Annotated in this window: 32 protein-coding genes; 3 read left to right on the top strand and 29 right to left on the bottom strand. The window is 68.3% G+C overall.

Features of this window, described 5'->3' with window-relative positions:
* Nucleotides 1-265: 265 nt before the first annotated feature.
* From K7W41_RS14600 to K7W41_RS14585, 4 genes are all read right to left on the bottom strand, one after another.
* Nucleotides 266-952: a hypothetical protein gene (locus K7W41_RS14600; RefSeq protein WP_224609955.1), complete on the bottom strand. Its 687-nt coding sequence runs from the start codon at nucleotides 950-952 to the stop codon at nucleotides 266-268.
* Between the two features lie 132 nt (nucleotides 953-1,084).
* Nucleotides 1,085-1,834 carry a hypothetical protein gene (locus K7W41_RS14595; protein WP_224609953.1) on the bottom strand — a complete coding sequence of 250 codons (750 nt, stop codon included), beginning with the start codon at nucleotides 1,832-1,834 and terminating at the stop codon, nucleotides 1,085-1,087.
* Nucleotides 1,835-2,036: 202 nt separating this feature from the next.
* A complete protein-coding gene (locus K7W41_RS14590; RefSeq protein ID WP_224609951.1) occupies nucleotides 2,037-3,989 on the bottom strand; it encodes an AAA family ATPase in 1,953 nt (650 codons plus the stop codon).
* Nucleotides 3,990-4,058: 69 nt separating this feature from the next.
* Nucleotides 4,059-4,319: a hypothetical protein gene (locus K7W41_RS14585; protein ID WP_224609949.1), complete on the bottom strand. Its 261-nt coding sequence runs from the start codon at nucleotides 4,317-4,319 to the stop codon at nucleotides 4,059-4,061.
* Between the two features lie 324 nt (nucleotides 4,320-4,643).
* On the opposite strand from K7W41_RS14585, the gene K7W41_RS14580 reads away from it, so the two are divergent.
* From K7W41_RS14580 to K7W41_RS14570, 3 genes are read left to right on the top strand one after another with little or no spacing between them, the layout of a single operon-like run.
* Nucleotides 4,644-5,060, top strand: a complete 417-nt coding sequence (locus tag K7W41_RS14580) for a hypothetical protein (protein WP_224609947.1) — start codon at nucleotides 4,644-4,646, stop codon at nucleotides 5,058-5,060.
* A gap of 4 nt (nucleotides 5,061-5,064) precedes the next feature.
* Complete coding sequence (locus K7W41_RS14575) at nucleotides 5,065-5,406, top strand: hypothetical protein (protein WP_224609945.1); 342 nt, start codon at nucleotides 5,065-5,067, stop codon at nucleotides 5,404-5,406.
* Nucleotides 5,399-5,725 carry a hypothetical protein gene (locus K7W41_RS14570; RefSeq protein ID WP_224609943.1) on the top strand — a complete coding sequence of 109 codons (327 nt, stop codon included), beginning with the start codon at nucleotides 5,399-5,401 and terminating at the stop codon, nucleotides 5,723-5,725. Before K7W41_RS14575 ends, K7W41_RS14570 begins: the two co-directional genes overlap by 8 nt.
* A gap of 77 nt (nucleotides 5,726-5,802) precedes the next feature.
* Here the strand turns inward: K7W41_RS14570 and K7W41_RS14565 are convergent, their stop codons facing one another.
* The 25 genes from K7W41_RS14565 to K7W41_RS14445 all read right to left on the bottom strand — a co-directional run bounded on the left by K7W41_RS14565 (nucleotide 5,803) and on the right by K7W41_RS14445 (nucleotide 21,793).
* A complete protein-coding gene (locus K7W41_RS14565; RefSeq protein WP_224609941.1) occupies nucleotides 5,803-6,660 on the bottom strand; it encodes a hypothetical protein in 858 nt (285 codons plus the stop codon).
* 174 nt (nucleotides 6,661-6,834) lie between these two features.
* On the bottom strand, nucleotides 6,835-7,263 hold the full coding sequence (locus K7W41_RS23715) for an HU family DNA-binding protein (RefSeq protein WP_224609938.1): 429 nt from the start codon (nucleotides 7,261-7,263) through the stop codon (nucleotides 6,835-6,837).
* Nucleotides 7,260-7,427 carry a hypothetical protein gene (locus K7W41_RS14555; protein WP_224609936.1) on the bottom strand — a complete coding sequence of 56 codons (168 nt, stop codon included), beginning with the start codon at nucleotides 7,425-7,427 and terminating at the stop codon, nucleotides 7,260-7,262. The genes K7W41_RS23715 and K7W41_RS14555 overlap by 4 nt, the downstream gene beginning before the upstream one ends.
* Before the next feature lie 100 nt (nucleotides 7,428-7,527).
* Entirely contained in the window at nucleotides 7,528-7,995 is a 468-nt protein-coding gene (locus K7W41_RS14550) for a hypothetical protein (RefSeq protein ID WP_224609935.1), read from the bottom strand.
* 161 nt (nucleotides 7,996-8,156) lie between these two features.
* Nucleotides 8,157-8,321: a hypothetical protein gene (locus K7W41_RS14545; RefSeq protein WP_224609933.1), complete on the bottom strand. Its 165-nt coding sequence runs from the start codon at nucleotides 8,319-8,321 to the stop codon at nucleotides 8,157-8,159.
* A gap of 67 nt (nucleotides 8,322-8,388) precedes the next feature.
* On the bottom strand, nucleotides 8,389-9,027 hold the full coding sequence (locus tag K7W41_RS14540; protein ID WP_224609930.1) for a hypothetical protein: 639 nt from the start codon (nucleotides 9,025-9,027) through the stop codon (nucleotides 8,389-8,391).
* Nucleotides 9,024-9,953, bottom strand: a complete 930-nt coding sequence (locus tag K7W41_RS14535) for a hypothetical protein (RefSeq protein ID WP_224609928.1) — start codon at nucleotides 9,951-9,953, stop codon at nucleotides 9,024-9,026. The genes K7W41_RS14540 and K7W41_RS14535 overlap by 4 nt, the downstream gene beginning before the upstream one ends.
* On the bottom strand, nucleotides 9,950-10,258 hold the full coding sequence (locus K7W41_RS14530) for a hypothetical protein (RefSeq protein ID WP_224609926.1): 309 nt from the start codon (nucleotides 10,256-10,258) through the stop codon (nucleotides 9,950-9,952). Before K7W41_RS14530 ends, K7W41_RS14535 begins: the two co-directional genes overlap by 4 nt.
* 3 nt (nucleotides 10,259-10,261) lie before the next feature.
* A complete protein-coding gene (locus K7W41_RS14525; RefSeq protein WP_224609924.1) occupies nucleotides 10,262-11,302 on the bottom strand; it encodes an acyltransferase family protein in 1,041 nt (346 codons plus the stop codon).
* 36 nt (nucleotides 11,303-11,338) lie between these two features.
* Nucleotides 11,339-11,623, bottom strand: coding sequence for a hypothetical protein (locus K7W41_RS14520; RefSeq protein WP_224609922.1), 285 nt, complete (start codon nucleotides 11,621-11,623; stop codon nucleotides 11,339-11,341).
* On the bottom strand, nucleotides 11,620-12,303 hold the full coding sequence (locus K7W41_RS14515) for a hypothetical protein (RefSeq protein ID WP_224609920.1): 684 nt from the start codon (nucleotides 12,301-12,303) through the stop codon (nucleotides 11,620-11,622). The genes K7W41_RS14520 and K7W41_RS14515 overlap by 4 nt, the downstream gene beginning before the upstream one ends.
* 39 nt (nucleotides 12,304-12,342) lie before the next feature.
* The gene (locus K7W41_RS14510) at nucleotides 12,343-12,621 is read right to left on the bottom strand and encodes a hypothetical protein (RefSeq protein WP_224609918.1); all 279 of its coding nucleotides are present in this window, start codon (nucleotides 12,619-12,621) and stop codon (nucleotides 12,343-12,345) included.
* Entirely contained in the window at nucleotides 12,618-13,475 is an 858-nt protein-coding gene (locus tag K7W41_RS14505; RefSeq protein WP_224609916.1) for a PRTRC system ThiF family protein, read from the bottom strand. Before K7W41_RS14505 ends, K7W41_RS14510 begins: the two co-directional genes overlap by 4 nt.
* A complete protein-coding gene (locus K7W41_RS14500) occupies nucleotides 13,472-14,152 on the bottom strand; it encodes a hypothetical protein (RefSeq protein WP_224609914.1) in 681 nt (226 codons plus the stop codon). The genes K7W41_RS14505 and K7W41_RS14500 overlap by 4 nt, the downstream gene beginning before the upstream one ends.
* Before the next feature lie 105 nt (nucleotides 14,153-14,257).
* The gene (locus tag K7W41_RS14495) at nucleotides 14,258-14,935 is read right to left on the bottom strand and encodes a hypothetical protein (protein WP_224609912.1); all 678 of its coding nucleotides are present in this window, start codon (nucleotides 14,933-14,935) and stop codon (nucleotides 14,258-14,260) included.
* Nucleotides 14,936-15,198: 263 nt separating this feature from the next.
* Nucleotides 15,199-16,011: a hypothetical protein gene (locus K7W41_RS14490; RefSeq protein WP_224609909.1), complete on the bottom strand. Its 813-nt coding sequence runs from the start codon at nucleotides 16,009-16,011 to the stop codon at nucleotides 15,199-15,201.
* A complete protein-coding gene (locus tag K7W41_RS14485) occupies nucleotides 16,011-16,769 on the bottom strand; it encodes a hypothetical protein (protein ID WP_224609907.1) in 759 nt (252 codons plus the stop codon). The genes K7W41_RS14490 and K7W41_RS14485 overlap by 1 nt, the downstream gene beginning before the upstream one ends.
* Before the next feature lie 156 nt (nucleotides 16,770-16,925).
* Entirely contained in the window at nucleotides 16,926-17,681 is a 756-nt protein-coding gene (locus K7W41_RS14480; protein ID WP_224609905.1) for a hypothetical protein, read from the bottom strand.
* Nucleotides 17,675-18,406: a hypothetical protein gene (locus tag K7W41_RS14475; protein ID WP_224609903.1), complete on the bottom strand. Its 732-nt coding sequence runs from the start codon at nucleotides 18,404-18,406 to the stop codon at nucleotides 17,675-17,677. Before K7W41_RS14475 ends, K7W41_RS14480 begins: the two co-directional genes overlap by 7 nt.
* Nucleotides 18,407-18,539: 133 nt before the next feature.
* A complete protein-coding gene (locus K7W41_RS14470; protein WP_224609901.1) occupies nucleotides 18,540-19,322 on the bottom strand; it encodes a hypothetical protein in 783 nt (260 codons plus the stop codon).
* The gene (locus K7W41_RS14465; RefSeq protein ID WP_224609899.1) at nucleotides 19,319-19,756 is read right to left on the bottom strand and encodes a hypothetical protein; all 438 of its coding nucleotides are present in this window, start codon (nucleotides 19,754-19,756) and stop codon (nucleotides 19,319-19,321) included. The genes K7W41_RS14470 and K7W41_RS14465 overlap by 4 nt, the downstream gene beginning before the upstream one ends.
* A 45-nt stretch (nucleotides 19,757-19,801) precedes the next feature.
* Nucleotides 19,802-20,062: a hypothetical protein gene (locus K7W41_RS14460; protein ID WP_224609897.1), complete on the bottom strand. Its 261-nt coding sequence runs from the start codon at nucleotides 20,060-20,062 to the stop codon at nucleotides 19,802-19,804.
* A 5-nt stretch (nucleotides 20,063-20,067) separates the two neighbouring features.
* Nucleotides 20,068-20,265 carry a PRTRC system protein C gene (locus tag K7W41_RS14455; protein ID WP_224609895.1) on the bottom strand — a complete coding sequence of 66 codons (198 nt, stop codon included), beginning with the start codon at nucleotides 20,263-20,265 and terminating at the stop codon, nucleotides 20,068-20,070.
* 46 nt (nucleotides 20,266-20,311) lie between these two features.
* On the bottom strand, nucleotides 20,312-21,415 hold the full coding sequence (locus K7W41_RS14450; RefSeq protein WP_224609893.1) for a PRTRC system protein E: 1,104 nt from the start codon (nucleotides 21,413-21,415) through the stop codon (nucleotides 20,312-20,314).
* Between the two features lie 66 nt (nucleotides 21,416-21,481).
* Nucleotides 21,482-21,793 (bottom strand): hypothetical protein, encoded by a 312-nt coding sequence (locus K7W41_RS14445; RefSeq protein WP_224609891.1) that lies wholly within the window; start codon nucleotides 21,791-21,793, stop codon nucleotides 21,482-21,484.
* Nucleotides 21,794-21,844: the final 51 nt, after the last annotated feature.

Genomic DNA, 21,844 nt, shown 5'->3' with positions numbered 1-21,844 from the left:
TGAGCCGCGCTGGGCGAACCGTAGCCCAGGGGGACTGGGCGCAGGCGCAGATGGTGCAGGGCCGGGTCATGCTCGGCGCGCCCAATCTCTACGCTCGGATGTGGCCACTGTGGCTGGTGCCGCCGTGGATGCTGGTGATCGGCCAGGGCGCTTCAGGCAGAATTCAGCGGCGTGAGAGGAAATTTCCTCTCACGCCGCTGGGGCGAACATTGGGAGTCTCCCCGACAGAGGTCTGGCGGCTCTCTTCAATGAAAGGAGAGACGTCTCAGAAGCGCGCCAGCTCCGGTGCATTGAAGCCTGGAAGGGACACGGACCGGACGATGTGCTGCGGATCGGGGGCCTGGACCCGCTCAATCAACACGTGAAGGTCTGGTGTTCCCGCATCAGCCAGTGTCTGCGCCCACGCTGTCACGTCATGTTCGTAGAGATCCTTGAACCGCCAGTCCTGGGCCGACTCAACGTAATACAGCAGGGCGTACGGGGCGTCACTGGGCAGCCGCAGTTGGAACGTCGCTGCGAGCTCGCCCAGCATGTAACCTGTCAACTGCAGCATCTGCGTCAGGGTGTGGGTGAATCGGATCCCGTCGCGACTGGTGCTGTTGTGCCACGAGCACAGCGGCATCAGGAAACAGGTGCGGTTGGGCACACTGCCGTCGCTCTGCACCGTCATATGGCCCCCCACGCTGAAGGCCGGGTGACTCTTGTCTGGCGGCGCCGGGTCGTTCGTCACGTAGCAGGGGCTAGACGCGGCAATGCCCATGCTGATCAGCAGCGCTTTCCAACTTTCACCGAGGTGTCCAGGAACATGTTTCGGGTCGTAGGTGCTGCCGACGACGTTGTACAGATCGCCGGTAAAGGTCACTGCCTGCGCGCCGGTGCTTCTGAGGGGGTTTTCCTGACTCTGCTGCACGAAGGCGAGCACCTGTGAAAGGCCGGGAAGGTCAGTGTTCATGCTGTACTCCTGCAGTGTCCAGCCTGGGCCGGACATCCGTGATGAAAGACGAGGCCAGCCGGTGGGAGGGCGGCCTGCGTCCACCGGCCAACCTGGCCCAGACCAGCCGCAGACGGCCTGGGCCGGGCGTTGTCAGATATCGAGGTCGGCGATGTACTGTGTGGCGCGTTCGCCGAGCTTGTCGATGATCTGCTGGCGCACCCGCGCGTACACGTCCTCGTCCAGCGTCAGGGTCTGCGTACCCTGGTACAGACTGGTGTTCGACGTCTGGAAATGTGCCCACAGGAAATTCACCTTCACGTCATTCGATTTGAAATAAAACGCCCCGATCATCATGGTGGGCGTTTTTTTGTCTTCCACCACGGCCGCCACCTGAAAGTTGCCGCTGGACGAGTTGGACGAATTGCTGCTGAAGAGCGCCACCCGGTCATCCCCATCACCAAGGCTCTCCACCGCGTCCAGGGTCGCTTTGGTCACCGCCAGCGGGTTCTCGGACATGATGGCCGCGAGCAGTTCCAACACGACCTTCTTGATCTGCAGCGTGGTGCCGCTCGCCTGGTACTTCGTGAACTTGAACTCAGAAATGACCCAGCCGATGTTCTCCAGCACCTCGCGGTACTTCTTGTACCAGTTGTCGGTGTCGTTTTCCCGGTCGTACGCCTTATTGGCCGCCAGCTGGGCGAGCAGGGTGCTGTTCAGCACATCGGCCTTGGTCTGCTTGCTCAGACCGGCCACGAACGACACCAGGCTGCCGGCGTCGACGAGGCCCTGTTCGGTGTCATCGGTGAGGGTGAGATCACGGCGAACAAGGGCAGCAGGCACGTCGGCGAGTTCCAGCGTGGTGAGGTACTCGGCGAGTTGATCATCAGTGAACTGGGTCATGGGGGCCTCCTGGGCAGAATGGAAAGACGACGAAAGGGCCGCGGGAACCGGATTCCTGCGCTGCGCAGGGCACGGGCAGGAACGGACGTACCGTAGAGTTCCCGGCGTTAGCGCCCCGTTAACGTTGAGGGTGCTGCTGCGAGGCGCAGGCGAAGCGGTGGGGGGTTGACTGCGCAGACCCCACAGGGCGCCGTGACGGCGCTCAGGTGTGCAGCCGCTCTTCCAGTCCGCAGTGCCGGGGCGGCGTGGGGTGCGTGATGGCCTGATTCCAGGCCTCCAGTTCGCCCATGAGGAGCAGCGTCTCCTTGGCCCGCGTCACCGCCGTGTACGCCAGCGTCCGGGACAGCATGACGCTGTGCGACCCGTGCAGGACCACCGCCACCGCCGGCCACTCGCTGCCCTGGGCCCGGTGCACTGTCAGGGCGTACGCGGGCATCAGGGCGGCGCGCGCTGTTCCCTGGAAGGCCAGTTCGGTGTCGTCAAACTGCACCGTCAGGGTGCCGCCGTCCTGCTCGGATTCGCCCGTCACCACGCCCATCATGCCGTTCATCACGCCGGCGCCGTGAAGGTTGCGCGTGCACACCACAGGGTCCCCCACCCCCGCCTGGCCGTCCGTGACCGGCAGGCCGCCGCTGCGCCCACTGAGCCGTCTCGCCGCCGCGTTCAGGGCCTGAGTCCCCAGGGGCCCCTTGCGGGTCGGGGCCAGCAGCTGCGCCCCGGCGTCCAGGGCCAGGCGCGCAGCCGTCTGTGCATCCTGCAGCTCGGTGAACGGCAGCGGCAGGGTTTCTGGCCTCAAGCGCTCGCCGTCCCCGATGTCGTAGGCCAGGGCCACAATCGGGCTGTCCTGGGCCTGCCTGTAGATGCGCGTCAGGTGGGTGGTGGGCACGGTGCCCAGCAGCGCCTGCAGGGGCAAGCCTGGCGCAATCGGCGGCAACTGGTGCACGTCCCCCACGAGGATGACCCGGGTCCCGGCCGTCACCGCGTCCAGCACCGCCAGCAGCAGCGCGGTGTCGATCATGCTGGCCTCGTCAATGACCAGGGCATCGAGAGGGAGCGGATTTTTGCCATGGAAGGTGAAGCCACGGGCTCCGGCACCGAGGAGACGGTGCAGGGTCTGGGCTTCTCGACCGGTGGTGTCACTCAGGCGCGCCGCCGCCTTGCCTGTCGGGGCGGCCAGCGCCAGGCGGCCACGGCCCAGCATCTCGGCCAGCGCCCGCAGGGTCGTGCTCTTCCCGGTGCCCGGCCCACCGGTCAAGACGGTCACCGGATGGCGCTCGGCCAGGCCCAGGGCGCCGTACTGCTCGGTGCTCAGGGGGCCCCGGGGGGGAAGGGGCAGCGTGCCCCTCGGCGCCGCGCGCAGCAGACGCCGCAGGGCGCCCGCCAGGTCCTGTTCCTCGCGGCAGCGCGCTGGCAGATACAGGTGACCCGCGTGCTGGGTCAGCAGCGGCGTCGTGATGGCCCGCTGCGCTTCGGCCGCACTCAGGGCGCTCGTGTCTTGCAGGGCAAACAGCACCTGTGGGGTCGGCAGCCGCATGTGGCCGTGCTCCAAGGAGGCGCGCTGCACGGCGTGGTAGGCCAGTGCCGCGTGCCGGGCCGGGTCATCCGGCGTGCCCCCCAGCGTGCCGTGGACCCGGTCGAGCACCGGAAAGGACAGCCCCAGCGCCAGGGCGTCAAAGGGCGTACTGGCCAGGCGGGCGGCCGCGCCCGTGCCCCAGGCCCGGATGACGGTGAGCACCTGGGGCGCCGTGAGGCCCAGCAGGTGCAGGGTGGCGAACGCCTCGCGGGTGGGGCTGCGGCAGGCGTCCTGCACCGGGCGGCGCAAGCGGTCCGGCAGGTCCGGAGGCATCTCCCCATCGGCCAGGCGGTCAAGCAGCCCTGGGCCGCCCTGGCTGACCAGCAGGTGCGCGAGGCGGGGCCCCACCCCACGCACCGCGTGCTGCAAAAAGGCGCGGGCCAGGTCGTCGGCGCGGGCCAGCACCCGGGCGCCCTGCACGGCCAGGGTGCGGTCGCGCAGCACCGCCCCCGTGGCAGTGAGGTAGTCGCCGGGCTGGGCGTCTGGAATGGTGCCGATCCAGGCGGCCGTGACGCCCTGGGCGTCGCGCACCAGGACGCCGTCGGCGGCGTGGGCCACCAGCAGCCCCGTGACCGCAATCATGCCCCGGCCTCTGTCCACATGGCCCCACCGTCCTGGGGCGCTGGTGCGCCCGGCAAGAGGGGCCAGGCGTTACGAAAGGAAGACCAGGCCCAGCACCAGGCTCAAGAGAAACGTGTTGGTGGCGCGGCCCCGCAGGACGCTCGCCGGTTCAGGCAGGCGCGCGCCCAGCTCGGCCCAGACCAGAACGTTCCAGGTCACGATCCCCAGCATGGCGACCCCGACGTCGAAGGTCCAGGCGGACGGCAGACACCGGCCCAGCAGCACCCCACTCACTGCCGTCGCCACCAGAAACACCAGCTGCACGATGAGGGCCTCGTGAGCAGGGGTCATGCCCAGAGCGTACCTGAGACGCCAGCCCCCGGTGCGCGGGTCACCCCCACACCCCACCCTTGTTCGGCCCACCAGCGCCCTGGGACGGTGGGGCGAAGGTGCACCGCTCCTCTCCCCTGCCCCTTCAGGAGTCCCCCTGTGTCCCTGTTCACTTGGCTGACCCGCCTGCGGCGCATGGCGCCCAGACCACCATGTCCTCTCCCTTCACCACCTGAACCTGAAACCTTCGTGCTGGAAGCCCCCTGGCAGCCTCCCGACTGGCCGGTCCACCCCTGTGCCCTCAGCTGGAGCAACCGGGTCGGCACGCAGGTGGGGGTTCATCCTGTGAGCCTGACGAGTGGCCAGCCGGGCGACCTGGCGCTCGCACCCTACCCGGACGAGGTGCTGGACGCGGCGCGGCGCTGGCTGGACGCCCTGCCCAGCACCCACGCGCTGCTGGTGGTGCAGACCCAGCTGGAGGACGAATCCCTCTGGTGCACCGACGTGGCGTCCCTGAACCTGCCCGCCAGTTGCCCCCATGTGGCCCTGGAGCAGCTGTGGCCGCTCGCGGCGATCTATCTGGAACACCCCACGTTTGACCCGGTCAGCGCCGGTCCGCTGCGGGGCTGGCACACCACGCAGGTCCTGGCCATTCTGGCGCCAGAAGGCGTGCGGCCGCACCTGCACCTGTTTGTGCCCGCCGACCTGCCTGAGGCGCCGCCTCTGCCCGCCCATGTCGCTGCGGCCGCTGCCATCCACTGACCAGATGGCCCCCTGGCCCCCCGCCCTTCCCCCGGTGACGGCGGCCTGGCCCGTCCCGAGGGGGCACAAGCGGCGCCCAGGCCGCTGGTACGGGGATGAGGCCGAGTGCCGGGCCTTTTTTGCGGCGGTGGTGGCACAGCAGGGCCCGGACGCCCTGGCCCGGATCTGGCACGACGGGCCGCGCTCGCCGGGCTCAGGCCACACGCGGTGGTTCGCCCCGCAGCTCCCGATGCATGTGACCGGTGAACGTGAGGGGCGGTGGCACGCGTACCTGGTGCCGGCGGCCGCCGCCCTGCTGGCCCTGGACCAGGGGCTGATCAGATGCCGGGGCGCCCAGCATGTTTGACATTGTGCGGGTCGAACCGGGAACGCTGGCGCAGCATCAGGCCACGCTGCGCCGCTTGACTGACGCCTGGGAAGGAGCCTGTCCGGACGCGGCCGTGCTGATCGTGACGGACACGGGCCGGCGCTGGGGGCTGGGCGCCCACGCGGTGTCGGGCGAGCCGGTCGATCTGGAGCCAGTGCCCTGGGCACTGATCGAGGAGACCACTGCGTACTTCGGGCTGGGCACCTGGACCCTGGCGCGCCGGGGCCTGCGCGCGACGTGCATTCGGGCGCGGGTCAGCCGGACGCCCGAACCAGAGCGGCCAGACGACAGGCCCTGAGGGCTGTCATACCGACGACGGAAACAGGGGCGCGGCAGGAATGCGCAGGACGGTGGCCACGCCAGTGGCTTCCGACCTTACTGGGTCGGTACCCACTCAAAGGTCAACCGGTCTCCCTCCACGCCAATCAGCGTGAAGCCGTGCTGGACAGGCGACCGGCCGCACAACTTGGTCCACGACACTGCGGCTTGCTGGGGAGGCAGGGCATAGACCGCATGCACGCTGTCGCACATCTGCATCATGTACGCGTCGTAGTCGGCTTCAAGCTCCGGCGTGAGGAAGGTCAAGGCCAGACGGGGCGTGGAGTGGTCAACACGAGCCTGGAAAAACAAGTTGGGTACCGTTTTGTAGTACCAGAACTCAGCGCCTTCGAATGTCCTGATCTTCCGCTCCTGGGCAAACCCCGTGAGTTGCCGGCGACCAACCACCGTGTAGAAGTTGTGGTGATCCATCGTGCCAAAATTCAAGCTGTGAAGTTCCCCCATGATCTGGGCCAGCCCCCGCTGCAACGCGGCACTGACCCATGGTCTGGGATCAGCGACCACGGTGCTGCGGCCCTGTTCAGCCAGGGCCCACAGCGCCTCTTCATTGATGCCGAGTTGCTGCCAGAGCGCCAGGTTGTAGGCCACCAGCATCTCCTGGGCGAACGCCGCCCCGTCTGCTGGCGTGGGGCTGTCTGAGACACCCCCCTGCCGGCACACATGGGCAAGTGCCTGCTCGGCGCGCGCGAGATAGGTCTGACCACGAATCGCCCCCGTCAAGTTCGGCTCGTCGCCGGCTTCGAGCTCGTGAAGGGCGGTGCGGTGGTCCCGGTAGCCGAGCAGCTGGGCCGCGGCGTTGAGGGCCGTCGTGCGCTGGGTGCTGGTGCCCAGGAAGCGGGGCGCATAAGCCTGGACGGCCGTGGCGAGGGCGGCGTGCATTTTGAGCGTCAACATGGGTCTTCCCTGTCGAGCGTGCCACGCCGGTATTGGTTGCACGCCCCTGGAGGTGAGCCGTGTTGACGGTGGATGGGCGGTATGCGCTGCAATCCTGTTCGGCCCCGGCGTGAGGCAGAGGATGAGGTTCCAGCGGCACTGTAGCAGGCCTGGGACGTCCAGGTGAAGCCCTGGTCAGGCGGGTCCGTCAGGCCCGGACTCGTCCCTGTTCACCTGGGCCGTCAACCGGGGCGCTGGGCGGAACGACACCACATCCGGCCGCGGCGTGACGGTCCGCTGTCCGTCCACCCAGGTGGTGGCGGGCATCCGGGGCTGGACCCGCCACACGCCCAGAGGCGCCAGCTGCACCCGGTGCCGGGCCAGCAGGGCCCGGCGCAGGTGATCCAGCACCAGGTCGACGATCATCTGGGCCACCCCTTCACCCAACCCGGTCCGGTGCACGATGCCACGGACGAGGTCGTCTGTCGAGTCGAGGGCCGGGTCTGATGCCGTGGCGGTCCAGAGGCCAGGTGCCGCTGCGGCGCTCCCTGTTTTGCCACCGCCAGCCGGTTCAGCCCGGCGCTGGTCAGGATCTCCACACCAGCTGGAGGCAGCCCGGCTCACGGGTCCACCGGCGGACCGATCATCGTGGTGCGCAGCAGGTGCATGGACAGTTGACTCAGGTCGTGATCACAGGCGGACAGGGCGTCCCGAATTGTTGGGCGGTCGCCGAATTCCGCCTTCAGGGCGCGCAGCAATGGCCGCTGACAGTCAACGTATCGGCGCAAGAACCCCTCAAGTGCCACGAGACGCTCCGCGGTGGACATCGGCGCGAACTGACCCTGAGGGAGAACCCGGAGGTGCGAACTGGTCGCGTCGCTGGCCACGCTAGTTGAGGTGCAGCGGCAGCAGGGGCTCTTGCCGCACCGCATTGTTGGCCAGTTCCACCGCCAGACCGAAACTCGCTTCGGCCGGCTCACCCGACTGTGCCAGTTGCGCCCGGTACGCAATCGCGTACAGGTTGCGGCGCAGATCAATGTCGCTGCCCATCTGGACGTAGTCCGCCTGGATCAGCAGGTGGCCCAGGTGCGTGGCGCTGACGCCCGCGGACCCGGCCCGCTGCAGGTCCACAGCGTGGGCCACCACGTGCAGGGTGCCGTCCTCAGGATCCATCTGGTAGCGCAGCTGGGCGCCAGTGGCCTGGGCCAGCGGGCCGCGCAGCGCCTCGGCCGTATCCACGATATGCAGGGCCAGTTGGGCCAGATGCAACTGAGGCTGGAGAGGAAAGGCCTGCGCGAGGTGAAGGCCGATCAGTACGCGGGCGAGGTGGGGGGTGATGGGGGGATGCTCGTCCATAAGGCACAGTCTCCTGAAGGGGCCGGAAGGGGACAAGCGCCTGTGTTCACCCGGCCGCGCCGGAGACCATCAGGCCCTGCCCCCTGTTCTTGGGCCGGGGAAAAAGATGTTGTGGCGGAGGAATCCAGGCCGCCGCTGCTGCGGAGAACCTGCCCTGTTGCTCAGGATGAAGACTCGGTCGTCGTCTCGCGGCCTGACTCCGCTGGCCCGTCGGCGCCTGGCGCCAGGCCGTCATGGATCGGTTCGGCACTGGTCATCTCGTCCCAGGCCGCCCGCAACCACTGAATCAACTCGCGGTTCCGGGCGTCGTGATCACTGGGGGACACAGGCTGAGCTTGACATACGCCCGGGCCGGTCGTGGACGCATGTGCCCAGGCGAACAGCGCGGCGCCGTCACAGCACTCTGTCCTGGGGCTGCGCCAGCCACTGGCGCAGGTCCTGCACCCGGACCCAGCGCCCCAGCGCCGCCAGGGCACGGTCAACCTGACGCCGCGTGGCGGGGCTCAGATCGGCGAGCACCGGATGGTCAGCGTCCAGAAGCGCGCTGCCCAGGGTGGCCAGTTCCAGATCTGCCCGGCGTGCATGCAGTGCAGGCCACGCGGTCGCCAGAGCAACGGTCACGACCAGCACGGCCTCGTCCTGATACATTTGCGCCCCCGGCAGGTCACACAGCACCCAGGCCGCTGCTTCGACCCCTGTGGTCCAGTCCAACAGGACGCCGTCCAGCAGGGCGCGGTTGATCGCTGCTGGCACCTGGTCGACCAGGCGCAATTCGCCGGTCCGCTCTTCGGGGGCCCAGTCCAGCAGGGCGTTCAGCGCCTGCAGGCTGCGCCGCTGTGCTGGGGTGACGGTGCTGTGGCGCTCGAAGAGGGCGCGCCCCTGTTCGAGCGCCACGTGCCCGTCGGGCCCCAGCCGACCTGAATGCTCCTCGCCGCCGATCAGCACCACCACCGGCAGAGGTGGGCGCGTGGCGGTCGCTGCAGCAGGCAGGCGCTCAGCAGTGGCCGGGCCGGCGTGGTCAGCGGCGTTCATGGCAGCGTCACCGCCCCCGTACCCTGGTAGGTCAGGTTGAAGGTGAGGGGCGTTGGTGTCGCAAAGGGCACAGCGCCCAGTTTCAGCGGCAGGGTAAACACGCCCGTCGAGTAGGTGCCGGGCGCCAGTGACACGGTGCCCCTCTTCGGCAGTTCGTTGGCCGTGGCCTGACCGAAGAAACGCGCCGCCTGGTTGAAGGCGGTGGCCAGCACCACGGGTTGCCCGGTCAGGTCAGCCTGGACCTCGTAGGTGCGGTCTGGGTGGATGGTGACTGACGCCGCAGCAGCAAAAGGCGCCTTGAAGGCCGCGTCCACCTCATCGGCGGCGCGGTAGGCCACGCCGCTGCCGCCCAAGCTGGCGCGGTAGGTACCGGATTGAGGTGGCGTCTGGGCACTGTAGGCCCAGGCTGAACTCACCTCGTCGGCCGCGCCCAGCCGTACCAGATCGGTCAGCACCGCCTGCCCATCCGGCGCCGTGAAGGTGACGGCGCTGTTCGGCACGGCGCCCCCCGGTTCCGGCCGGAACCGGGCGAACACGGCCGTGCCCAGCGTGGCCTGCCCACTCAGGGCGTAGGTGCCCAGGGTCACTTCCAGGCCAGTGGTGGTGAGTGGCATGGTGGCCTGCATGGTCCCCACCGTGGCGGTCAGCGTGAGGGGCCGATCTGTTGGCGTCAGGCGGCTGGCGGTGACCGTCTGGCCCTGCACGGCGGCCAGCTGCGGCTGACTGCTGGTCCAGGTGACGGGCATAGCCATCACCTGCCCCCATTGGTCGCGGACCTCGGCGCCCAGGGTCAGGCTCTCCCCGACGCGCAGGGTGGACACCGGCTGAAGCTGCAGGGAGGTGGGGACCGGCACCTCTGGCGCGCCGGTGCAGGCGGTCATCAGAATGGCGAGAGCGGGCCACCAGCGGGGGGCAATTCGGGTCATGAGGGCTCCTGTGATGTGGGCGAGAGGGTGTCGAGGTGGGCGGCCAGGGTCAGGCGGGTCTGGGCGAGCTGGCGCAGCTGCGCGGCGCCTTCGATCAGGTGGTAGGCCACGCGGTTCTGGGCGGTGTAGCGGGGCTCCGGCTGGCGCCCCAGGGTCGCGTAGAGGGCCGCAGCCTGCAGGTCAAGCTGCGCGGCCTGATTCCGGTCTGCGTCGGCTTGGCGGCGCAGCTCCTCGGCCAGCTGCTGAGGGGCGGCGGGGGCCATGGGCGGCGGATCAGCGCAGGTGTCGTGGGTGGCGGTGGTCATGACTTAGGCTCCAGGGGCGCTGGTGCGCCGGGCAAGATGAAGAGGGGAAGAACAGGGGCGGTCCACCCACAGGTGCGTCAGGTGAGCGGCCAGCACACTGACGGGAACGCCGATCAGCGCGGCCCGTGTGACGCCCACCACCGGCCACAGGAGCCAGACGGCCGCGACCAGCACCGGCAGGTGGGTGATATAGAGGGCAAAGCTGCGCTCGCCGAGCCACTGCGCCCACGGGGTCAGCAGGAGCCGTGGACGCAACCCCTGGGCGGCGAGCAGCACGCCCGCCGCGCCCAGGCCAGACACCCAGCGGTACAGGTGCTCGTCGGTGGGCAGCACAAATCGGGAGAGCAGGACCATCAGACCGAGCGTGCCGGTGGCCACCAGCCGACCGGGCGACAGGGTGAGCGGCCGCAAGGCCAGACAGACGCCCAACACAAAGAGGGGGAGCAGTTGCAGCGGCCAGAACAGCAGGCCCGCCCCGATGCTGAGGGGCAGACTGAGGGGCCAGGCCGCCCAGCCGATGCGCCCCACCAGGGCCACCATCGCCGGCAGCAGCACACTGGCGTAGAGTTCCAGGGCCAGGGTCCATAGCGGTGCATTGAGGCGCTCGGCGTCATACCAGCCGCCCAGGCCGAGGCTCAGGGCGCCGCGCCAGTCGGCGGCCGTCAGGGGAAGGGTCAGGGCGTGCAGCAGGCCGAAGGGGGCCAGGTCATCCGGCAGCGCCTGGGCCAGGGGCCGGGCGACCAGCAGCCCCAGCAGCACGCCCAGAAAGCCCAGCGGCGCCAGGCGGCGCAGCCGCGCACGCAGGTAGGGCCAGAAGTCGGGGCGGCGCTGGAAACTCAGGGCCACCACCCAGCCGCTCAGTACGAAAAAAGTGTCGACCGCTGGAGCGCCCAGGGCCCAGACGGCGGCCTGCAGCGGCGTGTGCACGGGGCCAGGGCCCCAGGGCAGGGCCGTCAGGGCCACGACATGGCTGAACACCACGCCGACCGCGAGCAGGCCCCGCACGCCATCAAAAGCGGGAATACGGACAGACGAGGACGCCATGAGGCACGCTCCTGGGGCGCTGGTGCGCTGGGCAAGTCAGACTGGCCGGCCCTGCTGATCGCGCAGCTGCAGAATGCGGGCGCGGGTACTCGCGGCGCGCCTCAGGATTCGGCCGTGAACTGGCGCCCCAAGCAGTGCGCCCTCAATGCGTTCCCGGTCCGTGCGGCCTGGGGCCCGCACCGTCACTTCATGGCCAGCGGCGCGCAGGGTCACGGTCTCCCCTACCACGTCCGCTTCCAGGTTTCTGCTGCGGTACTGACGACCTGGCCCGCTGGGCCGGGCCACCACCCCCAGCGCGGGCGCTGGCCGAACCCGCTTCATGCCAGCACCTGGACGTCGGCGAAGTAGCTGCCCCGCAGGATGCCGGCCAGCTGCTCGCGTGTCGAGATCCGGGGCCCTTCGGTGGTCTGGACCGTGACCTGGGGGCCGTCAAAGGCCAGCGTGTAGGTGGTGCCGGGGCGGCCGCCCAGGATCAGGGTGGCTTTGACGTGGCCGCTCAGCGCCAGCAGCTGGTCACTCGTGTGGGTCCAGAGGGTGCGCGCCTCGATCTGGTGGGTCAGCCGCAGGGTGGCGCGCAGCGCCAAGTCCACGTTGCGCGTCAGGTCATCTGGGCCTCTCAGGAGAATGTGCTCGCCCTGCATCACCCGCCGGATCAGCTCGTGAATGGCGTCAAACACCGGCGTCTTGGCGAGGAATTCCTCGCGCAGCCACTGCAGGTGCTCGTCGCCCCGCAGCGGGGTCGGGCACAGACGCTCGACATCCACCTCGTGCATGAAGCCGGTCTGTACGGGGGCGTTGGTGCGCGCCAGGCCACCTGCGGCGCTGGGCCGGGGCGGGCCAGGCTCAGGGAGGCTCACGGCCGCGCGGGCGGCTGACGCCGGGACCGTGCCGGGTGAGGGCGCCGAATGGACGACTGGGCCGGGCTGCACCGTGGGTGCCGCTTGAGGGGCGCCGGCGGCGCGGGGGCGGGGGGCCGAGGGCAGACGGGGCGCAGTGGACATACCAGGCGGTGGGCCGGACCCCCGGTCCGGCCACTCTGGTCAGGTGTCGGCTGACGTCCAGGGGGTCAACTGGGCCACCACCGTGCCAGTGTATTCGTCGTCGCGGCCGTAGACGAATCCGGCCCCAGGCACAAGCGCGTCTCCATTGTCGATGTACCGCCCATCCACAACCCGAAACGTACTTCCGTCATCCAGTTCCAGCGTGCCGTTGCCGTAGTCGAAGATGGCAAGGTCGATCAACTGGGCGCGGCCGACGAGCCGGTTGCCGGCCATCTGCTGCCGCCGGATTCGGAATTGGGCCGTGCGCAGGCCGGTCACGCGGCGGCCCCTGGGGGCGTGGCCCGGCGCCGACTGGCGCGCCGCTTCGGCGCCGGAACAGGGGCAGGGGGCGGCACTTCGACTGGAATCAGGCCTACCGGGGGCGCGGCGTACGCCGGCACCATGCCCGCTTCGATAGGTTTGGGCAGCGTGATGCCGTCTTGCACGTTGACGATCAGGCCCCGGTGATTGACTGCGCCGTTTCGCAGTAGCCGCCACAGCAGGCCTGCAGCCTTGACTGCCACTTCGCGGTTGACCATCAGATCCTGACGCGTCAGGGCTTCCAAGGCGCTGCAGCTGGGGGCGTCCTGATCGTCGTCAGCCAGCAGCTCGCCATATTCTTTCAGTGGACTGGGCAGGTGGGGCTCTTTGCTGGTCGGTTCACTGAGCAGCACTTGCCCGGTGGTGCGGGTGTTGCCGGTGTCGATCCAGTACCCTTTGCCTGAGCGCCCAAAGGCCGCGCCAATTTGACGACGCGCCGCGTTCTGGTCGGTGCAGGTGAACAGGATGTGCGGCGTGGCGGCACTGTACTGCCCACGGACCACCAGCTCGCTGCCGGTGTAGATGCTGGGCCGGGCCAACCAGCCGGTGCCGCAGGCCAGATTGATCCGCGAGACCAGTGTCACGGCCTTGTTGCGGCCAATGTCCTGCCGGTGGTAGTTCTGGCGCAGCACGTTGGTCTCGCTGACCTCGTCCGGGTCAAAGACGGTCACCATCAGCCCTTGCCCGCCCAGCGCCTGAATGCACTTATGCAGTTCCGTGAGCAGAACCACCAGGTGAGAGCCGGTGCCGCCCGCCCCCACGACCGTGACATGTAACAACGTGAACGGATCGAATTTCAGGTGGTGATTCACCGGCGGCCTCCTTTGGCCAGCGCGCTGGCCAGGGTCTGAATGGTGGGTTCCGGCACCAGTTGGTCGGGGGGGAAATGCCCCTGTTCTGCCGCCGACTGCCAGAGCTGAGCGTGGGTCCCCGTGCGCCAGGTCAGGGTGTTGGCGCCGTTGAAGTGGCTCTCGAAAAAGCGCTGGGTATGGGCGTGGGGATCGGCGGGGTTGAACGTCGCCGGCAACGTCACGCTGCCCATACACAGCTGCCCCTCTCCGAACATGTTGAGATAGGGTGCCCGGAACAGGGGGGTGTCCAGGGTCGGGCGCACGTTCTCCATAAGTGCGAAGACCCACAGGATGTGTCGGCGCGCGATCATCAGCAGCGGCGGCTGGGGAAAGGTGCGGCCGCTCAGGGCGTTGAGTTCGGCATTGGCCTGACTGCGGAAAAAGAGCAGTTGGGGGCCAGCCGGGACCCACCAGACGCTCTGGGTGGCGGTGTGCTGAAGAACATGTTCATGCAGCAGGGCGTCGCTGTGCACGTCCAGGAGGCCGCGCAGCGTGTTCAGATCCTCAGCTGTGCCGGGGCGGGCGGCGCCGACTTCAAATTGACCCTGGCGGGTGGGCACGCAGTCGTGTTTGTACACGTGCGCCTGGCCCTGAGGATCGGTGTAGAAGCCCAGGAGTAGCCGGGGGGTAAGCGTCATCGTGAACTGTGCGAGGGCGTCCTGAGATGTGAGGGCTGAGCGGGTGGAAGCGGTCATGCCCCGACGTGGGCCGGGGGGCGCCCCGCGTCCCCCCGGCCACTCTGGTCAGGACGAAGACAGGAGAGGGACCAGTTCTGCAATCAGACTCTGGTGGTGCCGCCACACCCGCTGGTAGGCGCGGGCTTGGCCGTTGTGACGGGTCTCCAGAACAGCGAACGATCCGTCGTGGTAGCGCCAGGTTTGCGTCAGGTGTTCGGTGAGTTCATGGGCCAGGGTGGGGGTGTCCTCACCGTCGCCCGGCCAATAATGCAGGTACAACGCGGGATAAGGCGCCTGAACCGCGCTCACGCCTGTGGGCGGCCGGTCCGCGTGCGCTTCGTGAAGCAGGGCGGCGAGCTCGGGCCACTGATGGGCCAGGACGGCGCAGGGCGCCGTGTCCTGAACCGGCCAAGGCGAGGCGGTCAGCCAGCGCCCCCAACTGAGTCGGGGCGAGGCTGAGGTCACGTACCCTTCGCGGTGTATCGCCACCTCGGTGAAGCGCACGCGGGCGCGGCGGTGTTCCGGATGCCTGAGGCGGTAGAGATCCCGGCGGGCCCGTGGGCTTTGCCGGTAAAGCTCCGGAATCAGCGCGTCGGCCCACTGCGGCGTGGCGAGCAGACAGGTCCGGGCGAAAGCAGTGTGCAGGTCTTGCAGAACCCAGGCCGCCAGACCCGGCAAGAGCGCATGCAGGCGGCGAACGGTGCAGGTCAGGTTGAGTTCGGTGGGCTCGGTGGCGCGGGCCACCAGGACGCCGCCTTCTCGCTGGGCGTCAAGGGCCGTGTAGGGTGCGCGGCAGGTGCCTTCTGGCCAGCCACAGGCGCGCAGGGCGGCCGATGGACTGCGGGCCCCCGCGCGGGGGCGAAGGGCAGCGGGAAGAGGACCACTCAACATGACAGGAACTGGGCCGATCTTTGATCGGCCACTCGTGGATCCCGGGCATGGACTACCGGGTAGTCCAGCCCGGACCGGGCCGGTTTGGTCTGCAACAGCCAGCCTTTTGTCACCACTCAGGGCCGGGCTTGTGCGCTTGGATCATCCGCGTGTCCGGCGTCGGGCAGTCTCGCGGCTCCCAGGGGGACCAAGTCATGCAACGCGCGCCGGCACAGGGAAACGACGCGGGGCGTAATGCGCTCGGCATGCTGATAGAGGGCCCGCTCCTTGCGGTCAGACAGCAGATAGACCGCCAGCGGCTGTGGGTCTTCGCCAGTCAGCCACAGCATCTGCCCGTACTCCTCATGGAGGTCTTCAAAGGCCGCCTGGTCTTCAGGCGTCGCTGCTGGCGAAAGCACCGCAAAAGCCTGCAGGCACTCACTGTAGTCATCGTGGTAGTGCTCCCACCCTTGAAGAGGCACGTGGAGCGGGGCGGTCAGGGCTGCGATCTTGGCGATGCAGGCCTTCGCCTGCTGCTCCCGCTGGGTCAGGCGGTGAGGGAGGCGGGCACTCACGTCTTCTTCGTACAGCCGCCACAGGCGTTCGACATGGTCGTTGGCCTCGTCACCGGCTTCGTCCCGGACCTCAGACATCCAGAGAAGTTGATCGTGCAAGGTGCGCATCGTGGTGAGGTGCAGCACCGGGAGACAGGCCTGTTGAAGCGCAAAACTCAACGTCAGATACGCCTGTCGGCGCGCCTGAGGCAAATGCCCAGCATGGTAGACACGCTCCCGATGGGTGGGCGCGCGCACCACAGCCAAGTGCCGGCCCTCTTCTTCAAACTGATCGGTAAAGGAAGAGAGGGGAGCAAGACCCATGCGGACGGCCATCTTCAATTGCCGTGGCGAACAGGTTGCGAGCCAGTGGTGACCGAGCGTGGCCTGCAGCATCAGTCGCCAATCTCCGCGCCGGCCCACAGGAGCACTTCCGCAATGGCCAAGATGGCCAGCCTCAGGTCATCGGCCTGACCGACCAGTTGGACGGTGGCGTCCCGCCCCGCACTCGTGCGCAGGTCATAGGCCACCGTGATCCCAAACTCACCCGTCTCCATGGCCCGGTGATAGTCGTCATTCAGGGCGCCTGCAAGGGCTGCCCCCGTTCCAGACTCTGGCGAAAAGCAGCAGCTCAACAGGGGAGGCACCCAAAGCCCGGCATACGGATGATCTGCAGTGCAGACACGCTGACTCTTGAAGGCTTCTGTCCGCGCGGCCAGCGCCTGTGTCAGGGATAACGCGTGGGCCCAGGGACCACCGCGCCGAGTCACCTCGGCGGCGCTCAGCGCGCCGTCCACCTCCGCGACTTCCTGGGCCAGCAGCCAGGGATCCAGCCCGTCATAGCCCTGCTTCCGTGCCTGCTCAACCCGTTGCCGAGTGACCTTGACCGGTGCATCCAACTCCAGGAAGTAGGTCAGTTCATCTGCGGCCAGGGCCGCAGGCCAGCTAAAATCCAGTGGGGTCGCCACCCGGGCCACCGGAAGAGCCGCCTGCGCCAGGTCGAGAACGACACGCAGCGCGGCCTGCCGCTCTCGCCGGGGCAGGTGACCGAACGCCAGAGGAAACCGCTCCGGATCTTCGTCTGGGCGCACCACAGCCAGCAGAGTCCGCTCGGTGTCCCCCACTTCGGTCGTGACCAGAGGATGTAAGGCCATCTCCTCCTTTAGACGACCACACAGGAGGGCCCGGATACCGCGAACGTCCTGACGCGGCCGTGCAGTGCGCAGGGAAGGACACACAGAGGTCAACATGATGACGCTTGGGGGTGGGGCGGCGTTCCCCACCCCATTCAGGGCCGCTGGTGTCCACGCTCAGCTGGTCCATGCGCACCGCTGCTCCAGAGCGGTCAATTGGGTCCAGACGGCCTGGGCCCGTCGCGACTGCCGGACCAACTGCCGGGTTTCGTGGTGGGTAAGAGTGACTTCCCCGTAGCCCAGCAGCTCGCTGTGCAGTTCGGCCAGGCGGTCATGCGCCGTGACGAGGACGGCCGGGTAGAACATGCTGTGCACATCTGGACTGGCCGGAAACCCGGCCAGTCCCTGCCGCACCTGAAGTAAGTCGGCCCAAAGCCAGTCTGGGCACCCGGGCGGGGCCGTCTGGGGCCATTCGCTGCTCAGGGCCACAGCTTCATACATTCCGTCGGTCAAGACCGGCAGGTCCAATGCGAGCAGGGCCTGCTGGTAGGCCTCGGGCGAGAGGAGGGCCCGCTCAATGCCGTGGCTTTCCGCCACTTCGGCCAGAAGGTCTTCATGGTGGGCCTGATGGAGGCTCGGCCCGAGATCGGCCGTCAGGACCGCGTGGGTCCACGGCAGCGCGCGCAGGGCCGCCAACAGCGGCGTGAGCAGCCTCAGCGTCCTCAACCGCGCGGCGGCGCGGTGAAACGGCAGACAGGTGGCCTCAGCAATGGCGACCTGGACCCCGCCTTGGCCGGGTGACGTTTCCAGATGCGGCCAGGCGGCCCAGAGGGCCTCTGCCTCCACCGGCGACGGCTGCCAGTGGACCCGCCGCCCCAGGCACTGGGTCTGGGCCGTGGCGAGTTGCAGTGACGTTACGGGGCCGGTCAACATGCAGCGAGTCCCTGGAGGGCCTGCAAGATGGTTTCCGCCCGGCCCACCACGCGGTCGTGCCGCGCCGCCCAGAGGCGCGCCGCGATTCGGTCTGCCCGGTGGATCCCGAAACGCGCCAGTGGGTCATCCTCCTCGCCGGCCTGCATGTGACCGGCATACACGTCATTGATGGCCATGTAATACGTCTGGCGGTCCTCTTCGGTGACGGCCGGATCGAGAATGGCCCAGGGATCAACCCAACGGTCCCAGGACAGGCGATACGGCAGCGGCACGCGTGGTCGGGTGGGCTGCACGTAGTGTTCCAGGGCCCGCACCTCGCCCAGGAGCGCGCGCAACTCAGGGTGGCCTTGAGCAAGTGGGGCCTGCGCGCGGCGGCTCACGTCCGTCTGGAGCCGCCGTAAGACGCCGGGATCGGGCCCGGCGTAGTCGTGCCTGGCAGCCACTTCGTACAAACGCTCGCGAGGCATCTGCGGGTCCGGGTCCACCTCGTGCAGGTACTCTTGCAGCTGATCGTCGTAGAGCTCAATCAGGCCGCTGAGGTGGTGCGGCAGCAGCACCAGCAGGTGGCTGGCCAGAGCGTCCGACAGCGCAGCCACGACGGTTTCGGTCCAGCGTTGGGTGTTTGGATCTGGATGAGCGCTGCTGTACCAGATGGGCGACCAGAAACGCACCACATTGAGGCCACCGTCGCGGGCCGCCAGGGCCGGGTGGGTGGGAAAAGGCAACGCCTGTCGCCTGGCCTGGCGAAACGCCAGCGCCTCTGCTGAGAGGGTCCGCACAGCCGGGGAAGACCAGAGGAGCATACAGCGGCTTGGGCCGGGGTTTGGCCCCGGCCATTCCGGTGCAGGTGGGTCTGGACTACCCGGTAGTCCAGATCTCTGCCTGGTCTAGGGACAGATCGGGGCAGGCCAGGAGGTGGAGACCGGCGTGCACCAAGCGGACGGCAGGCGCCGCTCGGTGGACGTAGAGTCGCGCGGCGCGGCGCCCCGGCAGGGAACGCAGGTCTGTCATGAAGCAGGGCAGTGGCCCCCCATCCTGACAGTTCAGGTCGTAGAGCTGGCGCTGAAGATGAGGCATGAACCGGTCGCCTGGGAGGGTCAAGGCGTGATGGCAGGTGGAGACTTCACCGCACCAGGATTTCACGGAGAGCGTCGCCTTGGATTCGACCGGCAGCACCCGAAGGGCTTCGAGTGCTTCGGTAATCTCGGCCAGTCGGCGCAGCTGGCCTGGCGCTCGCCCCTGGCAAGGCTGCGGGCAGGGCTCAGCGAGTGGCCGGAGCCGCTGCGCTTGCGGCCAGAGGGCCTCAGACCACAAGAAGTGCAGTTTATGGTCGAAGGCAAGGGCCGGGGTCAACAGCGGGCACCAGGGTTCGGCCGCCTTCGCAAAGGCCCGAAGGGCCGCCGCCAGGGCACCTGGCGCGCGGCTCAGGAAGGGACGCAGCCGCCAGACCGTAAGTTCCGTGGTTCCAAAGACGGTCAGCAGCGGCGTGCCCTCGGTGGTCAGTTCGGCCTCCAGGTGGGCTCCCGAGAGATCAGGACAGGCGAACTGCGCCTCAACCTGCCGCCGCTTCTGCCAGAATTCGGATTGGGACAGCGCGAGGCGTGGCCTTTGCGCGATGAACCCCACCTCACCGCTGATCATGACAAGGACCCGCCGCGCAGGGCCCGGGCCAGTTCATAAGCGGCTGCGCGCCGGTCAGGCTGATTCGGCAGCACGAGGTGCGCGCGGGTTTCGGCGGCGTGAAGCAGCATCGAGCGCGCCTCGGTCCCCAGCGCCATCTGAGTGGCCAGGAGGTCAGCGAGCAGCCGCAGGCTCAGGTGCAACAGATAATGTTCGGTGCGGGCCTGGGTGTGCGGGGCCAGCAGGTCGCGCAGCTCGCCGAGGATCAGTTGGGCCTCGTGCCGTTGGGCGCTGGTCATGGGCACGGCTGGCGTGAGCTCCAGCCGGAGATCGATGAAGTCCCGCAGCTGCGCCGCGCCGTCCGTACCGATGATGAGGCTGGCCGCGCACTGCGGGCACAGCAGGCGGCCAGGCGGGGCGTCAACTGAGGCTTGGCAGACAGGGCAGCGGGTCATGCGCCCGACTGGGCCGATTCCTGAAAAGGGAATCGGCCATTCGGGTCAAATCAGTAGCGGCACGGCGGCGGCCGGTAGGGGAGACCAGGCCAGGCCCTGGCTCGTCAGCAGGACCGGCAAGGCTGGCCCCAGTGTGGCCAGTTCTGGACTGGCGGGGAGCGCGTGGTCGCGCAGCAGCTGGTCCAGGTCGGCGAAGAGCCGCTGGTTCGCAGCGGCCCTCTTGCGAAGGGTGCCCAGAAAGTCTGGCTCGGTCCCCATAGGCTCCAGCAGCAGGCAGACGGGGCGGCTCAGGCGGGGGCGGGGCACGCAGCCTACCCCTTGCTGCCGAACGACTTCTTGAATTCGATGACGCCGCCAGGTGTGGCTGGCAACACCTCGGCCTGGGCCAGATCAGGGAACTGGGTCATGTACAGGCGCAGCACGTCAGCAGGCGCGTATTCCGGGCCAGGATCAGGCAGGGTGCGGCCGTCGAAGAGAAAACTGCGGGAAACAGGGGTGAGATCAAGCATAAAAACTCCTGGAGGACTCAAGGGTGAAAGGGCGCTGAAACGCGGCTCAGAAGCCGAGGCCCGCGTTTTTCAGTTGGGCCTGAATGTGCTGTGTTTTGCCTGCCGTCACGGCGCAGTTGGAAAACGTTTCGGGCAGGTGGCCGTCCGCGTGCACGGTGACGGTGTAGGTGCCCGGCTTGGCCTGAAATTCCTTGTGCTCCGGGCCGACCGGGTGGCGATCTTTCTCGTTGAAGCCAGGCCCCTTGATGGTGGCGTACGCCGTGACATTGGCATTGATGCTGATGACGCCGGTCGCGGGGGCGCTGGACGCTGGCTTTGCCGCCGACTTGGCCTTGCCTTTGCCACTGCCCACGCTCTGCTTGACCTGCTGGCTGACGGAGACCAGCGCCTGGCGCGTGGATTGACGCAGCGCTGTGTAGGTCGTCAAAGCACTGGCCAAATCGCTGTCCAGCTCAGCGGGGGTGGCCTTGACCTGGACGGTGTCAATGGCTTTCCCCGCTTCACCCTTGGCCCCACTGGGCACCAACTTGAGATCCAGCAGATCGCCCTGGCGCTGCACGTACAGCACGATCATCTCGCCGTCGGCGGCCATGGCGTGCAGTTGACTGAAGAGCCCGTCCGGATTGGCAGCTGGTCCGCTGCCAACGGCCGAACCCTCGTCCGCTGGAGTTTCGTCCGGCTCACTCGCCTCCACGTCGCTGTCCTCTTCAGTCGGCACCGGGACGCTGGGCGTCGCCACCGTTGGCGGCGCCACCGTTGCAGGCTCAGGACTCGGTGACGGTGCAGGCGCAGGAACGGGGGCCTGCGCCACAGCAGGTGCCGGTGGTGTGGGGGCGGGCGCCGCTGTCGGCGCGACGGCCGTCGGCAGCGGGGCCGCAGGCGTGAACACCGCAAACGGATCGGGCTGCGGTGCGGGCATGGTCAGCACCATGCCTTCGTGGATGGCCCGGACGACCGCGTTTCCGGTGGCCGCGTCCTGGGTCCAGTTGGGATACCGGTGGATGATGACGGTAAATTCCGCCTTGCCTTCAGTCGACAGGCTCTCGTACAGGCCGACCAGATAGTCTCTGATCTCGGCATTGGTCTCAAAAGCAGCTGGTTGGGGGCGGCGGATGTGACCCTCGGGAATAGGCTGATGGGTGTGTGTCATAACTCCTCCTGCGGGGCATCGGGTGGGGGGGAGCGGGGTGGGCTCCCCCCCACCACTGGGGGTGAATTACAAGGCGAGGATGGCCCAGCCGCGGGCGTCCTCGCGGGCGAGCTGCTCGGCTTCGAGGGTGGCCGCCAGACACTTCAGCGGCTGATCGTCCTCGACCCCTCCGACGGTGCCGGTGCCGGTGGTGCCGTGGGCCTGAGCGGTCGCGGTCACCTGCACCAGATGCCAGGTCAGGCCGTGGGTCACCACGCGGGCACGCGCGTGGCCAACGTCCGTCACCCCAGGTGCCGGCACGAAGGTGCTGGCGACGAAGGTGCCGTAGCGCGCAGCCAGCACGTCGGCGCTGGCTGGATCGGGACTCAAGGAAATCATGACGCCAAGAGGTTCGGGTGGCGCTGGCCACCCGAACACTTCAGTCGGCCG

Origin of the sequence: Deinococcus multiflagellatus, assembly GCF_020166415.1 — a bacterium.
Lineage (GTDB): Bacteria > Deinococcota > Deinococci > Deinococcales > Deinococcaceae > Deinococcus > Deinococcus multiflagellatus.
This window is presented reverse-complemented; position numbering and strand designations above follow the sequence as displayed.

Coding starts and splice junctions, on each gene's coding strand:
- K7W41_RS14540 (WP_224609930.1), bottom strand. CDS start 9,027: ATGAACGCCGCTGACCACGCCGGCCCGGCCACTGCTGAGCGCCTGCCT.
- K7W41_RS14445 (WP_224609891.1), bottom strand. CDS start 21,793: ATGATTTCCTTGAGTCCCGATCCAGCCAGCGCCGACGTGCTGGCTGCG.
- K7W41_RS14525 (WP_224609924.1), bottom strand. CDS start 11,302: ATGGCGTCCTCGTCTGTCCGTATTCCCGCTTTTGATGGCGTGCGGGGC.
- K7W41_RS14515 (WP_224609920.1), bottom strand. CDS start 12,303: ATGTCCACTGCGCCCCGTCTGCCCTCGGCCCCCCGCCCCCGCGCCGCC.
- K7W41_RS14600 (WP_224609955.1), bottom strand. CDS start 952: ATGAACACTGACCTTCCCGGCCTTTCACAGGTGCTCGCCTTCGTGCAG.
- K7W41_RS14485 (WP_224609907.1), bottom strand. CDS start 16,769: ATGGCCTTACATCCTCTGGTCACGACCGAAGTGGGGGACACCGAGCGG.
- K7W41_RS14520 (WP_224609922.1), bottom strand. CDS start 11,623: ATGAAGCGGGTTCGGCCAGCGCCCGCGCTGGGGGTGGTGGCCCGGCCC.
- K7W41_RS14480 (WP_224609905.1), bottom strand. CDS start 17,681: ATGTTGACCGGCCCCGTAACGTCACTGCAACTCGCCACGGCCCAGACC.
- K7W41_RS14490 (WP_224609909.1), bottom strand. CDS start 16,011: ATGCTGCAGGCCACGCTCGGTCACCACTGGCTCGCAACCTGTTCGCCA.
- K7W41_RS14550 (WP_224609935.1), bottom strand. CDS start 7,995: ATGGACGAGCATCCCCCCATCACCCCCCACCTCGCCCGCGTACTGATC.
- K7W41_RS14455 (WP_224609895.1), bottom strand. CDS start 20,265: ATGCTTGATCTCACCCCTGTTTCCCGCAGTTTTCTCTTCGACGGCCGC.
- K7W41_RS14470 (WP_224609901.1), bottom strand. CDS start 19,322: ATGATCAGCGGTGAGGTGGGGTTCATCGCGCAAAGGCCACGCCTCGCG.
- K7W41_RS14465 (WP_224609899.1), bottom strand. CDS start 19,756: ATGACCCGCTGCCCTGTCTGCCAAGCCTCAGTTGACGCCCCGCCTGGC.
- K7W41_RS14590 (WP_224609951.1), bottom strand. CDS start 3,989: ATGATTGCGGTCACGGGGCTGCTGGTGGCCCACGCCGCCGACGGCGTC.
- K7W41_RS14575 (WP_224609945.1), top strand. CDS start 5,065: ATGGCCCCCTGGCCCCCCGCCCTTCCCCCGGTGACGGCGGCCTGGCCC.
- K7W41_RS14565 (WP_224609941.1), bottom strand. CDS start 6,660: ATGTTGACGCTCAAAATGCACGCCGCCCTCGCCACGGCCGTCCAGGCT.
- K7W41_RS14535 (WP_224609928.1), bottom strand. CDS start 9,953: ATGACCCGAATTGCCCCCCGCTGGTGGCCCGCTCTCGCCATTCTGATG.
- K7W41_RS14570 (WP_224609943.1), top strand. CDS start 5,399: ATGTTTGACATTGTGCGGGTCGAACCGGGAACGCTGGCGCAGCATCAG.
- K7W41_RS14530 (WP_224609926.1), bottom strand. CDS start 10,258: ATGACCACCGCCACCCACGACACCTGCGCTGATCCGCCGCCCATGGCC.
- K7W41_RS14595 (WP_224609953.1), bottom strand. CDS start 1,834: ATGACCCAGTTCACTGATGATCAACTCGCCGAGTACCTCACCACGCTG.
- K7W41_RS14450 (WP_224609893.1), bottom strand. CDS start 21,415: ATGACACACACCCATCAGCCTATTCCCGAGGGTCACATCCGCCGCCCC.
- K7W41_RS14585 (WP_224609949.1), bottom strand. CDS start 4,319: ATGACCCCTGCTCACGAGGCCCTCATCGTGCAGCTGGTGTTTCTGGTG.
- K7W41_RS14500 (WP_224609914.1), bottom strand. CDS start 14,152: ATGACGCTTACCCCCCGGCTACTCCTGGGCTTCTACACCGATCCTCAG.